This is a genomic window from Bradyrhizobium sp. CB3481 (assembly GCF_029714305.1).
In the GTDB taxonomy this organism is placed as follows: Bacteria; Pseudomonadota; Alphaproteobacteria; order Rhizobiales; family Xanthobacteraceae; genus Bradyrhizobium.
Genome location: NZ_CP121647.1, coordinates 3,271,259 through 3,284,884 on the forward strand (window position 1 = coordinate 3,271,259; position 13,626 = coordinate 3,284,884).

The following is a 13,626-nucleotide window of genomic DNA, read 5'->3' on the forward strand; positions in this document are numbered from 1 at the left end:
CGCATTTAGGCAATGCTTGGCCGTGCTTTTTTTGGAGGCTGTTTGTGAAGCGTTTTCGAGCATGGTCGCGAGACCGTGCGGTGTCAGAGAACCGGCGGTTCGTGATTACCGCAGGCCTTCATAGACCATGAAGCCGCGGGCGATCGCGAGCTTGCGCAAGGCGCGGGGGACGAGCTTTTGCGGCGTGTGCAAATAGCGCCACGACGTCAGCTTGAAATTGCTGATCGTGCCGAGGTCGTCTTCAAACGGCGCCAACAATCCGGTCAGGCTGATCGGCGCATGCGCCCGGTTGTTGAAGGGCAGCAGCAACAACTCCAGATGTGCCGTCTTGCCTTCGTCCGAGACCGCGGTGACGCCGGCAACCGCCGGCAGCATTTCTTCCGCGACATAGGTGATGATGTCCTCGATCTCGCGGCGGCTGTCGTCGGCGAACAGCGTCGAAAAACTGGCGTCCTTGAGGTCGCGGCCGAGCAGGGCGCTGACCCGCGTTCCGGCGACGCGAAACGGATAGCCGGCCTCGTTGTCGTAAGACAGCACGAAGATGTCGCCGAGCAGCTCGCGCACCGCCCCCGGCTCGATCTCGCTGCGGTCCGGCGCCCGGGCATCGCCGCGCTTCGCATTCCAATAGGCGAAGAACTCGCGGCTCGATGGGTGTTTCATGTCCTTGTCCTTCGCCCCCGGGTTGCTTGCCGCGAGACATTTCTGTCCCGCTTTTGCGCAACACGCCTTCCCTTGGCTGTTGTGCAGGAGGGGCTTTGCAGCGTCCATGCCGTTGAGCCGATTTGGCCTCGCCGGACGCGGCTTTGCGTTGTTAACGTTAAATTAACTATGAGGTTGGCGAGGGCGGGTCGCCGCGCATAGGGTGGAACGCATCGGACGGCGCCGGCTTATCTCAGGGTAACTCCGGCGCAGTTGGTACACAGTGGCGTCAAACAGTTTGGTCATCGCGCGGGGAGGGGTGGGGATGTAATCCTCCGCTCCTGGGGCGTGAGAAGATCAGCAGGACAAGGGAGGATGTTCTCAGCATCCTCCCTTTTTCGTTTTCGGATGGAGCACATTTCGTGCCCCGGACGCGGCGCAGCGCCTCTTGGCGGTGCGACGCAGAGCCGAGGCCTAAAAGCTTCTGGGTCCCGGCTCTGCGTCGCGTCACTTCGTGCCGCGCCGCGTCCGGGACACGAAAGCTGTGTTTGCGCACTTGCGCAGGGCGGGCAAAGCCGCCTATCTGGACCCATACGCCTTCAAGCCCAGCTAAGGTCCTGGTCCCCTTGGAATCCCAGCCCTACTCCTCCGATGTTGAGCCGCCGGCCGCGCCGCATGAGCCGATCCTGACGCTGCCGGGTGCGCTGACGGCCTATATCGCGCTGATCGCCATCATTCACTTGCGGGTGCTGCTGCCGGCGGAGCTGGAGAACTGGACCATCGACGTGTTCGGTTTCATCCCGAAGCGCTACGATTCCACGCTGCTCAAAATTACCTTTCCCGGCGGAGCGGGCGCCAAGGTCTGGACCTTCGTCACCTATTCGCTGCTGCACGCCAATCTCAGCCATATCGGCTTCAACGTCCTGTGGCTGCTGCCGTTCGGCAGCGCGCTGGCGCGCCGGTTCGGCCCCGTCAGGTTCTTCACGTTCATGGCGGTGACGGCGGCGGCGGGCGCGTTGGCGCATCTCGTCACCCATGAGCACGCGATCGCGCCGATGATCGGCGCCTCGGCCTCGGTTTCGGGCGCCATGGCCGCCGCCATCCGCTTTGCCTTCGTACGTGGAAGCTTTCTTTCGCTCCGGCGGGGCGATGCGGACGCCGCCGCCAAGGTTCCGGCGCTGTCGTTGTCCCGTGCACTGCGCAACCCGCGGGTGCTCGGATTTCTGGCGGTGTGGTTTGGCGTCAACATCATCTTCGGCCTGGGCTCGATTTCGATCGGTGCCGAGGGTGCCACTGTTGCATGGCAGGCGCATATCGGCGGGTTTCTTGCCGGCCTGATGTTGTTTTCGCTGTTCGATCCGGTGCCGCACGGCATGCCGCACGCGGCATCGCCGGACGAGTCCGGCCGCGTCTGATCGCCGCTTGCGGCGAGGGGCGATTTCATTCATCATCCACTACAAAAGTTGTACGCAAGCCAATGCCGCTGCGACGCCATGGCAGCCGCGCTTGCTGGCCGTGCCCCGAAACGAAACCGGCGCGGAACTGTTGATTGAAGACTCGCGAACAAGTCGGGCCCTCGGGCGCGAACGGATTCAGGAGGCGACAATGACGGTACGTTCAATTCTCGACACCAAGGGCCATCAGATCACGAGCGTCGAGCCGGACGCCAAGCTTTCGGCTGCGATCAAGATCCTCAGCGAGCGCAAGATCGGCGCGGTGCTGGTGATGAACGACGGGCGGCTCGAAGGAATTTTGTCGGAGCGCGACATCGTTCGCGTGCTGGGCGAGCGCGGCGCCAGGGTGCTGGAGGAACCGGTCGGTGCCGTCATGACGCGGAAGGTCGTGAGCTGCCGCGAGTCGGATACCGTCGCAGGGATCATGGAAATGATGACGATCGGCAAGTTCCGCCATTTGCCGGTCGTCGAGAACGGCAAGGTGGTGGGCCTGATTTCGATCGGTGACATCGTCAAGCGCCGCGTCCAGGAATACGAGGCCGAGCAGGAAGCGCTGCGCGACTACATCAAGACGGCTTGATCGCTATTCCTTGTCCGCCTTGTCGACCGGCGGTTCGGCTACGGCAGCCTGCGGCGCCAGAATATGGATCGCCTCCTGGATCGAATCGATCGCGCGCTCGGCCGCCTTGACGCCATGGGCGATCAGGTCGTCGGCACGGTGGAAATCGAACCAGCCGATCTTGCCGACGCGGGGCGAGATCAGGAGATCGGGCGGGTCGCCGGCAAGCCGGGCGCGGGTGATGCGGTCCTGCATGATGTTGAAGGCATCGACCATCACCGAGGAGATGCCCGGCCGTCCGCCGCCGCCGAAGAACTCTCGCTTCATCGTGCGCTCGGCCGAGAAGAACTTTCCGATGCCGCGCCGGCGCGGCTCCGGCTCGGCTGCCACCTCGGGCATCACCGATACCGAAACGCTGGGCACGGCGCCATGCGAATAGATCGTGGTGGAGTGCGCGAAGACGTCGCTGGAAAGATTGGCGGCGATGACGATTTCGGCGCCGAGCGCGCGCGCCGCCGACACCGGCACCGGATTGACCAGCGCGCCGTCGACCAGCCAGCGGTCACCCACCAATACCGGCGAAAAAATTCCAGGCAGCGCGTAGGAGGCGCGCATCGCGTCCACCATCGGGCCATGGGTCAGCCAGATCTCGTGGCCCGTACGCACCTCGGTCGCTACCGTGGCAAATTTCACCGGCAACTCCTCGATCAGGCTCTGGCCGAGCGCGGTCTCCAGTTCGGCCGCGAGCTTGGCGCCGCCGATCAGGCCGGAGCCGTTCAGGCGGATGTCGAGGTAGGATAGGACGGTTCGCGGCTGCAGGCTGCGCGCCCATTCCTCCAGCGTATCGAGGTGTCCGGCGGCATAGGCACCGCCGACCACGGCGCCGATCGACGTTCCGACCACGACATTGGGCATGATTCCATGGGCGGCCAGCGTCCGGACGATGCCGATATGGGCAAAGCCGCGCGCGGCGCCGCCGCCCAGCGCCAGCCCGATCACCGGCCGGCGAATGCTGCCGAGCCCCACTTTGTCCTGGGCTTTCTCCTGGGCGTCAGCACCCTTTTGGCCGCGGCCCATCCAGCTATCCAACACGCAAAACTCTCCTGCGGCTGCAAAGGATATTCGCCGCGGCGCGGTCGCGCCAGAACTGCCTATTCCGATCCGGAGGCATGGTTTACGCCCCGAGGAAGCCGGCCTAGGCGGGGAATGTGACTGGACCACGACCGCCGCATTAACATTGGGTACCGGGGGCGGTTCCGGCCCCCGTAGCTACCCGGACTGCGGCGCCGGAGGCTTGAATTCGCCGCGTTTTCGGTGAAAAGCATGGCCATGATTTCGGGCGATCACGGTATCGTTGGGAGCGGGCGGGCCGGATGGCCTTTCCCGGCGCTGGCGCTTGCCTGGACGCTGCTGCTTCCGTCGGCCGCCTCGGCCCAGTGGTTCTCGGATCGCCCGCCGCCGGTGCCGCCGGCCGCCGTTCCCGAAAGCCAGTCCGGGCCTGCCATGAACCTGGCGCCGCCATCGGATACGAGGGGGCTGCCGCCGCTTTCCACACCGCTGACCCAGCCGACCCTCGTTCAGCCGCAGGTTACCGCGGTGCCGCCGGTCGTACCGCCGCCTGCGGCGGCAACCCCCAACCAAGCCGTGCTGTCGCTGAACGCGCGCTATGGCAAGGACCTGCCTGTTATCAACGGCGGGCTGGTGTGGCGGGTCTTCGCTGACAAGCCCGACGATACCGGCACGTTCAAGCTGATCCGCGAGGAGCGCGGCGCGACGCCGAACATCGTGCTGCCGCCCGGCAATTACGTCGTTCACGTCGCCCTTGGTCTCGTCAGCGCGGTACGTGCCGTGAACCTGAAGGCGGAGACCGACCGTGTCTCCTTCGTGCTGCCGGCCGGCGGGCTGCGTATCGAAGGTCGCGTCGGCTCCAGCAAGATTCCGCCGAACCAGATTTCATTCGCCCTCTACAAGGGCAGCCAGTTCGAGGGCGGCGCCGAGCGCTCCTCTTTCATCCCCAACGTCGCCGCCGGCGACGTCGCGCTGCTGCCGGAGGGCACCTATTACATCATCTCCAACTATGGCGACGCCAACTCCGTCGTGCGCTCCGACATCCGCGTCCAGGCCGGCAAGCTGACCGACGTCACGGTTTCCCACCGCGCCGCGGTGATCACGCTGAAACTCGTCGGCGACAAGGGCGGCGAAGCGCTCGCCAACACCGCATGGTCGGTGATCACGCCGGGTGGCGACGTCATCAAGGAATCGATCGGCGCGTTCCCGCGCGTGGTGCTGTCTGAGGGCGAATACCGCGCCATCGCCAAGAACGAAGGCAAGGTGTTCGAGCGATCTTTCAACGTCGTCAACGGTGTCGATGCCGAGGTCGAGGTCATCGCGCGCTAGCCGCGGGATGGGTTGGCGGTACACCGCCGGGCTGTCTGGATAAAAAATCGCAAAACAACCCCATGCAAAGTAGAATTTGCCCCGGTTGCCGGCCCCACGCCGCTTGCATCTGAGACACGAGAGGTCCGCCGTTGCCGCGGCGTGTCGGCCTCAAAACCGCGTCACGATATCGGACAGTGCGGGGCGAGGGCGGTCCTCGGCGGGCTTTGCCGGCGTGCCGATATGGATGAAGCCGGCGAGCTTTTCATCCGCCTTCAATCCGAGCCCGTCCAGCACGTCACGGTCGAACGCGAACCAGCCGGTCAGCCAGTTGGCGCCATAGCCAAGCGCGGTAGCGGCTGTGACGATGTTCATCGCGCTGGCTCCGGCGGACAATTCCTGCTCCCAAGCCGGCACCTTTGGATGCGGCCTTGTGAAGCTGACCACCGCGATCACCAGCGGCGCGTCCATCAGCCGGCGCTTCTCGATCTCGATATCGGCTGTGGGGGCGGACGGATTCTTCTTTGCGAATACCCGCGCGATGATGTCGCCAGCCCGTGCGCGCGCGTCGCCCTCGAACACGATGAAGCGCCACGGCGCCAGCTTGCCGTGGTCCGGCACCCGCGCGCCGATGGTCAGGATGGTATCGAGTTCGGAGGGCGACGGGCCGGGGCCGCTCATCTCGCGGGGTTTTACGGAGCGGCGGATCTTCAGGAGTTCGATAGCATCTAGCACAAGGGTCTCTTTCGTCGGAACGGGCTGTGCCAGAGATAATGGCACAGCCCGTCCAGCGAAAGCCGATTTAGACCGATTATGATCAGGCCGCCGCCCGCGCCCGCTTCGCGTCCGGCGGGGTCGCTTCCTCGACGAGGGCGGCTATCGCCTCATCGGTCGGCATCACCTTCTGCCCGTCGCTGCCGAGCCGGCGAACCGAGACGGTGTGGGTCTCGGCTTCCTTCTTGCCGACGACGAGCAGGGCAGGGATTTTTGCCAGCGAGTGCTCGCGGACCTTGTAGTTGATCTTCTCGTTGCGCAGGTCGATCTCGACGCGAAGGCCTGCGCGCCGCGCGGCGGCGGCAACCACCTTGGCGTATTCGTCGCCCTCCGAAGTGATGGTCGTGACCACCACCTGGGTCGGCGAGAGCCAGAGCGGGAAGTTGCCGGCAAAGTGCTCGATCAGGATGCCGATGAAGCGCTCCATCGAGCCGCAGATCGCGCGATGCACCATCACCGGCGCCTTCTTCGAGCCGTCGGCGTCGATGTAGAACGCGCCGAAGCGCTCCGGCAGGTTGAAGTCGACCTGTGTGGTGCCGCATTGCCAGTCGCGGCCGATGGCGTCACGCAGCACATATTCGAACTTCGGCCCGTAGAACGCACCTTCGCCCGGATTGATCGCGGTCTTGATGCGGTTGCTGCCGCTGGCCTGAATTTCCGCAAGCACGGTCGCCATCACGCGCTCGGCGTGCTCCCACATCTCGTCGGTGCCGACGCGCTTCTCCGGCCGGGTCGAGAGTTTCACCGTCAGCTCGCCGTCGAAGCCGAAATCGGCGTAGGTCGACAGGATCAGCTCGTTGATCTTGAGGCACTCTTCCGCAAGCTGCGCCTCGGTGCAGAACACATGGGCGTCGTCCTGGGTGAAGCCGCGCACGCGCATCAGGCCGTGCATGGCGCCCGACGCCTCATAGCGATGCACCACGCCGAACTCGGCGAGGCGCAACGGCAGGTCGCGGTAGCTCTTCAGACCGTGCTTGAAGATCTGCACATGGCCGGGGCAGTTCATCGGTTTGAGCGCAAACCAGCGCTTGTCCTCGGCCTCGTCGCCGGCCGACTGCGCCGCGAACATGTTCTCGCGATACCAGTCCCAATGGCCTGAGGTTTCCCACAACACCTTGTCGAGGATCTGCGGCGCGTTGACCTCGTCATAGTCGCCGGTCAGGCGCCGCCGCATATAGGCGATCAGGGCCTGGAAGATGGTCCAGCCCTTCGGGTGCCAGAACACCACGCCGGGGCCTTCCTCCTGGAAGTGGAACAGGTCGAGCTCGCGGCCGAGCTTGCGGTGGTCGCGCTTCTCGGCTTCCTCGATCTGCTTGAGGTAAGCATCGAGCTCTTCCTGCCTGGCGAAGGCGGTGCCGTAGATGCGCGTCAGCATCGGGTTGTTGGCGTCGCCGCGCCAATAGGCGCCCGCCACCTTCATCAGCTTGAAGGCGCCTCCGATCTTGCCGGTCGAGTTCATGTGCGGGCCGCGGCATAGGTCGAACCAGTCGCCCTGGAAATAGATCTTGATCGGCTCGTCGCCGGGAATGGCGTCGACCAGCTCAACCTTGAAGGCTTCGCCCTTGTCGCGAAACACCTGCTTGGTCTTCTCGCGGTCCCACACCTGCTTGGTGAAGGGCTTGTCGTGCGCGATGATCTCGCGCATCCGCTTTTCGATCGCGGTGAAGTCTTCCGGCGTGAATGGTTCGTTGCGGAAGAAGTCGTAATAGAAACCGTTCTCGATGACGGGGCCGATCGTGACCTGCGTGCCCGGCCACAGCGACTGCACCGCTTCGGCCAGCACGTGCGCGCAGTCATGCCGGATTAGCTCCAGCGCGCGCGGATCCTCGCGGTTGATCAGCTCGAGCCTGGCATCCTGCGAGATCGGGTCGTTGAGATCGGTCACCACGCCGTCGAGCGCCATTGCCACCGTGCGCTTGGCAAGGGAAGGCGAGATACCCTTGGCGATGTCGAAGCCGGTGGTGCCCTTGGCGTAGTCGCGTTTCGCGCCGTCGGGGAAGGTAACTGTGATTTTTTCCAAGGGTTCGGCCGGTTTGAGATTGGCGAGGCCAAACTGGAAGCCCGATGGGGGCGTATTCTGGTCAGGCATTGTCGTCTCCTAGAGCTCACTCCTGCGAACGAGCGCAGGTAAGCGGGAAGCAGCAGCGGTATAGCAGGGGATTCGGCTCCTGCAATCGGGCAATATCGAGAAAATCGCGCGGAACGCCGGTCACAGAGAGCGGCGGGGCTGTGGATTGCCTGTGACGTCACATACAATGCGGTCCGCCGCTGGGCATTGCCGGGTTGCCTTGCATTGTTTAGCCTTTCGCTTTGCCCATTCGCCAAAATCGTTCCAGCCCGATGATGTTTCGCCTTTTTCTCTTCGCCGCCCTGTTGACGATGTCAGGCGAATTGCGCGCTGAAACGGCGGCCGAGAAGGCCGGGTTCGCACCGCGGCTGCTGATCTACAACGCCAGGGGGCCGGCCAATTCCTGCGGCGCGGGCTGCGACCGCTGGATCGCGATCGAGGGCCAGGTCGATGTCGGCGCGGCGGCGCGGGTCGCCCGGTTCCTGCGCGACGCCAAGGACACCACGCGCCCGATCTATTTCCATTCGCCCGGCGGTTCGGTCAGGCCGTCCTATGTCATCGCCCGGATGCTGCGCGGCAGGAAGGCGGTTGCCCGGATCGGCCGCACCCTCGCTGCCGCCTGCGCATCGGGAACGCAGGTCGACGCTGCCTGCGTCAAGATCAAGAGCGCCGGCGGCGAGATCGAGGCCGAACTGACGACGCGCAACGCGATGTGCAATTCGGCCTGCGGCTACCAGTTTCTCGGCGCCACGACCCGTGAGGTCGCGCCCGATGCCGTGATGGCCGTGCATAACTCCAAGCTGACGCTGGTCGTTCACGGGCAGGTCTCGGCGCAGCAGATGGCCGAATTCAAGCAGCGCGGCATGGCCAACGCCGATCGCGAGCGCGCCGCCTTCGTCACCTCGATGGGTGTCAGCCGCGAGCTGGATGACCTGATCAAGACGGTGAAGTTCGAGACCCTGCACGTCTTGACGCGCGCCGAGCTCTATCGCTTCGGCATCGACAAGCGTTCCCTGCTCGAAACGCCCTGGACGTTCGAAACCGCAGCCCGCCCCTACGTGCGCAAGCTGGCCACGGCGAGGCAGGGCGACGGCGCGGCGTTCCGGTCGATGGAATGGCGTTTGTTCTGCGAGGCCAAGACCCGCGCCAGGCTGATGTTCGTCCGGGAGTCTGCCGAGGACGCCGGCAACAGGACGGTGATGCTGATGGCCGGCCCACAAAAGTCCATTGCTTTCGGCAAGTATCCCGCGCGCGTCGGCAAGTACGAGGTCTGGAGCGATATCGTCGCGCCCGAGGCCATGCAGGCGATGCTGGCCGCCTCCCGCCTGCAGATGGGCGAGGGCAGCCCCGCGGCGGAAGGCAAGACCAGCGTTTCGACATTCGACATCGATACGCTTGGCCTCGAAGGGGCGTGGACGCGGCTGCTGGCATCGTGCCCGGCCGACAGTCCGCGGCCTGCGGCGGCATCCACCAATCTCAACGCGGCACCCCCCGCAGCCACCGCTACTCCCGCCAAGTAAGCGCAAGGCGCGAAATCGATCGGCGGCCATGCATTTGGATGCAGTTGCATTAAAATTGCCAGCTGCTATAGGCGCGGCGTGAAGTCATTTGCGCCCACCGCCCTGATGCTCGGCAACATCGTCACCGGCTGCTCGGTGCTGGCGCCGGCGGGCATGCTGGTCGAATTGTCTGCTGGACTCGACGTTTCGATTCGCACCGCCGGGCTTCTGATCACCTTCGGCGCGATCGTGCTCTGCATCGGCTCGCCGGTCACGGCCTGGCTGACCTCCAGGATCGAGCGCCGCGCCTTGTTGATGGCGACGATCGGTGTGCTCGCCGTCGGCAATCTCGCTTCGGCCCTGTCGTCTGATTACGCCAGCCTGCTGGCGATCCGCCTCGTCATGCTCGCCATCGGCGCGCTTTACACCCCGCAGGCCGCCGGCACCGCGGCGCTGATCGTGCCGCCGGAAAAACGCGGCGGCGCCATTGCCTATATTTTTCTCGGCTGGTCGCTGGCGGCGGCCGTGGGCCTGCCCTCGATCACCTTCGTCGCCAGCCGCTATGGCTGGCAGGCGGTTTACGGTGTGATCGGCGCGATGAGCTGCGCCAGCTTTCTGCTGCTGGCGTGGCGCCTGCCGCGCGGGCTGATCGGCGCGCCGGTCGACCTCAAGACTTGGGCCGCGATCGGCCGCAACCCGATGATCCTTTTGCTGCTGTTGATCACGACGCTGCAGATGGCCGGCCAGTTCGTGGTGTTCACCTATATGGGGCCGCTGCTGGCGCGGCTGACCGGCGCCGGCCCGGATCCGATCGCGCTGGTGTTTGCCTGCTATGGCGTATGCGGCGTGATCGGCACGGCGATCGCAAGCCGCATCGTCGATTCGTGGGGCGCCTGGAAGACGTCCATGCTGTTCACCTCGGTGTTGCTGGCGGGCCTCGCCGGCTGGGCGCTCAGCGCAGGCATCTATCCGCTGATGGCGGTTTCCGTCGCGATCTGGGGCATCGGGTTTGCTTCCACCAATTCGATGCAGCAGGTGAGGCTGGTCGGCGCCGCGCCTGCGCTGGCCTCCGCCTCAGTGTCGCTCAATACATCGGTGCTCTATATCGGGCAGGCCATCGGCTCGGCGATCGGCGGCTTTCTCTACGCGCGCGATCTGCTCTATGCCTCCGGCTATGTCGCCACCGCTTTCGTCGCGCTTGCGGTTATGATGGTGATCGTGACGAGGCCGCGGAAGGCCTAGTTCAAGGTCGCAGCATTAGGCCGCTATCGGTTCGCGTAGGGCGCGCTGGCGATCCGCGTCAGCGCGGGCGTTGCCGCCATCTTGACCAGCACGTCCTTGACCGGATGCTCGGTCCAGGCCTGGGTCACGTAATCGCGGTGCGTGATGCCGTCAGGCGTCTGCACGAACACGACGCTGCCGGGGCGAAGCGGCCCATCCATGCTCTCGGTGACGGTGATGCCGCGGTCGCGGAGCATCTGCATCAGCTCCAGATCGTGCCGCTTAGTGTAGCGGGTGTAGGAAGAGACGAAGAAGCCGGTCCGGTTCTTCTCGATCCAGGAGGCGAACTTGTCGAGCTCGCCATAGACGGCGTCGAGCAGGAATACGCCGCGGACGCGATTGGGAAGGCCACCGACCTCGAGGCTCCAGGCGGTCGGCAGGAAGCCGCCGCTATAGCCGACGATCACGATCGGCAGGTTCGCAAAGGCCTGTGCCGATTTCGGATCGCCATAGAGGCGGGCGAGGTGGCCCGCCGATTCATCGATGAAGCGCTTGAGGCCGCCCGGCTGCCAGAACTTGCCGGCCGAGGAGTCGGCGGCATTCACCGCCATCTGGGGCGCGAGCAGCACGGCGTTGGCGCCGGAATCGGAGATCTGCTGCGGCACCAATTGCCGGTCGCGAACGTCGCGCTCCAGCGTCGCGCCATTGCCGTGGAAGAACACCACGATCACGCCGGGCTTTTTGAGGTCGAATGATTCAGGGACATGCACCAGCACGCGGCTGTCATTGTAGGTCTCGTCCTGCCAATAGACCCGCCCGTTAAAGCTCTTGTGTCCCTTGCGCTCGCCCTTGGTGATGTTGAGGAAGGGCTCTTCGGAGCGTGGATTGGTGCCGAAATAGGGGAAGGCGGAGGACTTCATGCTGACAAGCGCGGTCAATTCCTCGCGCTCAGGTCGCGGCAGGGTCAGCGTCGGCGTCAGCGAGGCGACCCGCACCTGTTCGGTGCGCACGGCGCGCGGCTCCGGCGCAAGCGCGACCTGGCGGTGAAGCTGCAGCAGGCTTTCGCTGCCAGTCGGGAAACGATCGGCGAATTGCGGCTGCGGGAAGCGGTCTTCGAACGTGTCGGCTGAAGCCTGTGGCGAAGCCTGTGCCTTGGACTTGCCGGCGTGCGATTTGGCGCCGTCGGTGTTCGCGGCCAGCATGCCGGCATCGGGCGCCTTGCCGCATTGAACGAGGGCGAAGGACAGCGGCACAACCAGCGCAGCCATGGCAACCCAGTGCCATCGTCGTTGCAGGACGTGGCGCAGCACGATAGATCGCGCCGGCCGGACGGCATGATCTATCGTCTGGAATTTCGGATTAGCTCCGACCATCCACCCCAATGTCCCAAGATCCACCGTCAACCAGCGTAAACCCGTACGCGTTTAGGCGACGCTAAGCGTCCGGAAAAACTCCCCACTTCCGGACGCCCCAAGAGACCACGCAATCGTGTCCCGATTGTGGGACCGCCACGATGTTTTCGCAATCCAGTAGTCCCACGGTGGCGCTTGGCGGTACCATGAGACCTATTTTGTCTTTCAATTTAAACCCTTGTTAACACTGCTTGAATTGGGAGGCTTCAGCCTGCACGATGCAGTTGTGGCTGCGGGCGCTTGAGGGTGGGTCCGAGATGGCGGCATCAGAAACGGGGACTTGGTCCGGCCCGCTCTCCGGAGGCGGCTCCACGGTTTCAGTGCTGGTGGCGGTTGCCATTGTCGTTGCCGACATGGTCGGTGTCGGCGTCTTCACCAGCCTCGGTTTTCAGGTCAAGGACATCCCGTCGGGCTTCTCGATCCTGCTGCTGTGGACCGTCGGCGGCATCGTCGCGTTATGCGGGGTGTTTTCCTATGGCGAGCTCGGCGCGATGTTTCCGCGCTCGAGCGGCGAGTACAATTTTCTCGGCCGGGCCTATCATCCGGCCTTCGGTTTTGTGGCGGGGTGGGTCTCGGCGACCGTCGGCTTCGCAGCACCGGTCGCGCTCGCTGCCATGGCATTCGGCGAGTACGGCAAGTCGGTATTTCCGGATGCGCCGCCGCTGGCGCTTGCGGTCGGCGTGGTCTGGCTGGTGTCGCTCGTGCAACTGGCCGGCATCAGGCATTCCTCGACCTTTCAGCTGGTCGCTACCGTCCTGAAGGTGGTGCTGATCGTGGCTTTCCTGGCCTGCGGCTTCGTGATCGGCACGGCGCAGCCGACCTCGTTTGCGCCGCAGGCCGCCGACTTCACCCACATCGTCAGCGCCCCGTTCGCGATCAGCCTCGTTTTCGTAATGTATTCCTTCTCGGGGTGGAATGCGGCGACCTACATCATCGGCGAGGTGAGACTGCCCGAGCGCAACGTGCCGCGGGCGATGCTGATCGGCACGCTGATCGTGCTCGTGCTGTACGTCGCGCTCAACGCAGTGTTCCTGCATACCGCGCCGATCGACAGGCTTGCGGGCCAGCTCGACGTTGCCCGCATTTCCGGCAGCTACATTTTCGGCGAGTTCGGCGGGCGCATCGTCGGCGCGATGATCTGCTTCGGGCTGATCTCCTCGATCAGCGCGATGATGTGGATCGGGCCGCGCGTCATGATGACGATGGGCGAGGATATTCCGGTGCTGCGCCTGTTCGCCCGGAGGTCGACCGGCGGCGCGCCGGCCTATGCGATTCTTTTCCAACTGACGGTCGCGAGCCTGATGCTGTTCACGCGGAGTTTTGAGGCGGTGCTCGAATTCATTCAGTTCTCGCTGCTGTTCTGCTCGTTCTTCACCGTGCTCGGCGTCATCAAGCTGCGCATCACGCATCCTGATCTGCCACGGCCCTACCGCGCCTGGGGCTACCCGGTGACGCCGCTGGTTTTCCTGCTCGTGACCGGCTTCATGATGTACTATCTCTTGAAGGAACAGCCGCTGCGCTCATTCCTCGGTCTTCTGATCATGTCGTCGGGTCTGTTAATTTACGCCGTCTTCCGCAAGCGGACAGATCAGGTCGCGGCAGCCGCCTTGGGCAGCGAATGAAC

11 protein-coding genes are annotated in these 13,626 nt (G+C 64.5%); 6 read left to right on the forward strand and 5 right to left on the reverse strand.

The window, feature by feature from the left end; genetic code table 11:
- Positions 1–105: 105 nt before the first annotated feature.
- A complete protein-coding gene (locus QA643_RS15720; RefSeq protein ID WP_283034029.1) occupies positions 106–660 on the reverse strand; it encodes a PAS domain-containing protein in 555 nt (184 codons plus the stop codon).
- A 605-nt stretch (positions 661–1,265) separates the two neighbouring features.
- Here QA643_RS15720 and QA643_RS15725 point away from each other — a divergent pair.
- Both QA643_RS15725 and QA643_RS15730 read left to right on the forward strand, forming a co-directional pair.
- A complete protein-coding gene (locus QA643_RS15725; protein ID WP_283034030.1) occupies positions 1,266–2,054 on the forward strand; it encodes a rhomboid family intramembrane serine protease in 789 nt (262 codons plus the stop codon).
- Positions 2,055–2,244: 190 nt separating this feature from the next.
- Entirely contained in the window at positions 2,245–2,673 is a 429-nt protein-coding gene (locus QA643_RS15730) for a CBS domain-containing protein (RefSeq protein WP_283034031.1), read from the forward strand.
- A gap of 3 nt (positions 2,674–2,676) precedes the next feature.
- On the opposite strand, the gene QA643_RS15735 is transcribed toward QA643_RS15730, so the two are convergent.
- On the reverse strand, positions 2,677–3,744 hold the full coding sequence (locus QA643_RS15735; protein ID WP_283034032.1) for a patatin-like phospholipase family protein: 1,068 nt from the start codon (positions 3,742–3,744) through the stop codon (positions 2,677–2,679).
- A gap of 237 nt (positions 3,745–3,981) precedes the next feature.
- On the opposite strand from QA643_RS15735, the gene QA643_RS15740 reads away from it, so the two are divergent.
- Positions 3,982–5,049: a hypothetical protein gene (locus QA643_RS15740; protein ID WP_283034815.1), complete on the forward strand. Its 1,068-nt coding sequence runs from the start codon at positions 3,982–3,984 to the stop codon at positions 5,047–5,049.
- A 150-nt stretch (positions 5,050–5,199) separates the two neighbouring features.
- On the opposite strand, the gene QA643_RS15745 is transcribed toward QA643_RS15740, so the two are convergent.
- Both QA643_RS15745 and thrS read right to left on the reverse strand, forming a co-directional pair.
- Positions 5,200–5,763, reverse strand: a complete 564-nt coding sequence (locus QA643_RS15745; protein WP_283034033.1) for a nitroreductase — start codon at positions 5,761–5,763, stop codon at positions 5,200–5,202.
- A gap of 82 nt (positions 5,764–5,845) precedes the next feature.
- Positions 5,846–7,891 carry a threonine--tRNA ligase gene (thrS, locus tag QA643_RS15750; RefSeq protein WP_283034034.1) on the reverse strand — a complete coding sequence of 682 codons (2,046 nt, stop codon included), beginning with the start codon at positions 7,889–7,891 and terminating at the stop codon, positions 5,846–5,848.
- A 254-nt stretch (positions 7,892–8,145) separates the two neighbouring features.
- On the opposite strand from thrS, the gene QA643_RS15755 reads away from it, so the two are divergent.
- Positions 8,146–9,390 (forward strand): hypothetical protein, encoded by a 1,245-nt coding sequence (locus tag QA643_RS15755; protein ID WP_283034035.1) that lies wholly within the window; start codon positions 8,146–8,148, stop codon positions 9,388–9,390.
- A 105-nt stretch (positions 9,391–9,495) separates the two neighbouring features.
- Complete coding sequence (locus tag QA643_RS15760; RefSeq protein ID WP_283034816.1) at positions 9,496–10,611, forward strand: MFS transporter; 1,116 nt, start codon at positions 9,496–9,498, stop codon at positions 10,609–10,611.
- A gap of 23 nt (positions 10,612–10,634) precedes the next feature.
- Here QA643_RS15760 and QA643_RS15765 read toward each other — a convergent pair whose 3' ends face one another.
- Positions 10,635–11,858 carry an alpha/beta hydrolase gene (locus tag QA643_RS15765; RefSeq protein ID WP_283034817.1) on the reverse strand — a complete coding sequence of 408 codons (1,224 nt, stop codon included), beginning with the start codon at positions 11,856–11,858 and terminating at the stop codon, positions 10,635–10,637.
- A 401-nt stretch (positions 11,859–12,259) separates the two neighbouring features.
- On the opposite strand from QA643_RS15765, the gene QA643_RS15770 reads away from it, so the two are divergent.
- The gene (locus QA643_RS15770) at positions 12,260–13,624 is read left to right on the forward strand and encodes an amino acid permease (protein ID WP_283034036.1); all 1,365 of its coding nucleotides are present in this window, start codon (positions 12,260–12,262) and stop codon (positions 13,622–13,624) included.
- The last annotated feature ends 2 nt before the right edge of the window (positions 13,625–13,626 follow it).

Excerpts from the sequence above, each read along its gene's own strand:
- QA643_RS15730 (WP_283034031.1), top strand. The coding sequence starts at position 2,245 with ATGACGGTACGTTCAATTCTCGACACCAAGGGCCATCAGATCACGAGC.
- thrS (WP_283034034.1), bottom strand. The coding sequence starts at position 7,891 with ATGCCTGACCAGAATACGCCCCCATCGGGCTTCCAGTTTGGCCTCGCC.
- QA643_RS15765 (WP_283034817.1), bottom strand. The coding sequence starts at position 11,858 with ATGGCTGCGCTGGTTGTGCCGCTGTCCTTCGCCCTCGTTCAATGCGGC.
- QA643_RS15755 (WP_283034035.1), top strand. The coding sequence starts at position 8,146 with ATGTTTCGCCTTTTTCTCTTCGCCGCCCTGTTGACGATGTCAGGCGAA.
- QA643_RS15760 (WP_283034816.1), top strand. The coding sequence starts at position 9,496 with ATGCTCGGCAACATCGTCACCGGCTGCTCGGTGCTGGCGCCGGCGGGC.
- QA643_RS15740 (WP_283034815.1), top strand. The coding sequence starts at position 3,982 with ATGATTTCGGGCGATCACGGTATCGTTGGGAGCGGGCGGGCCGGATGG.
- QA643_RS15770 (WP_283034036.1), top strand. The coding sequence starts at position 12,260 with ATGGCGGCATCAGAAACGGGGACTTGGTCCGGCCCGCTCTCCGGAGGC.
- QA643_RS15720 (WP_283034029.1), bottom strand. The coding sequence starts at position 660 with ATGAAACACCCATCGAGCCGCGAGTTCTTCGCCTATTGGAATGCGAAG.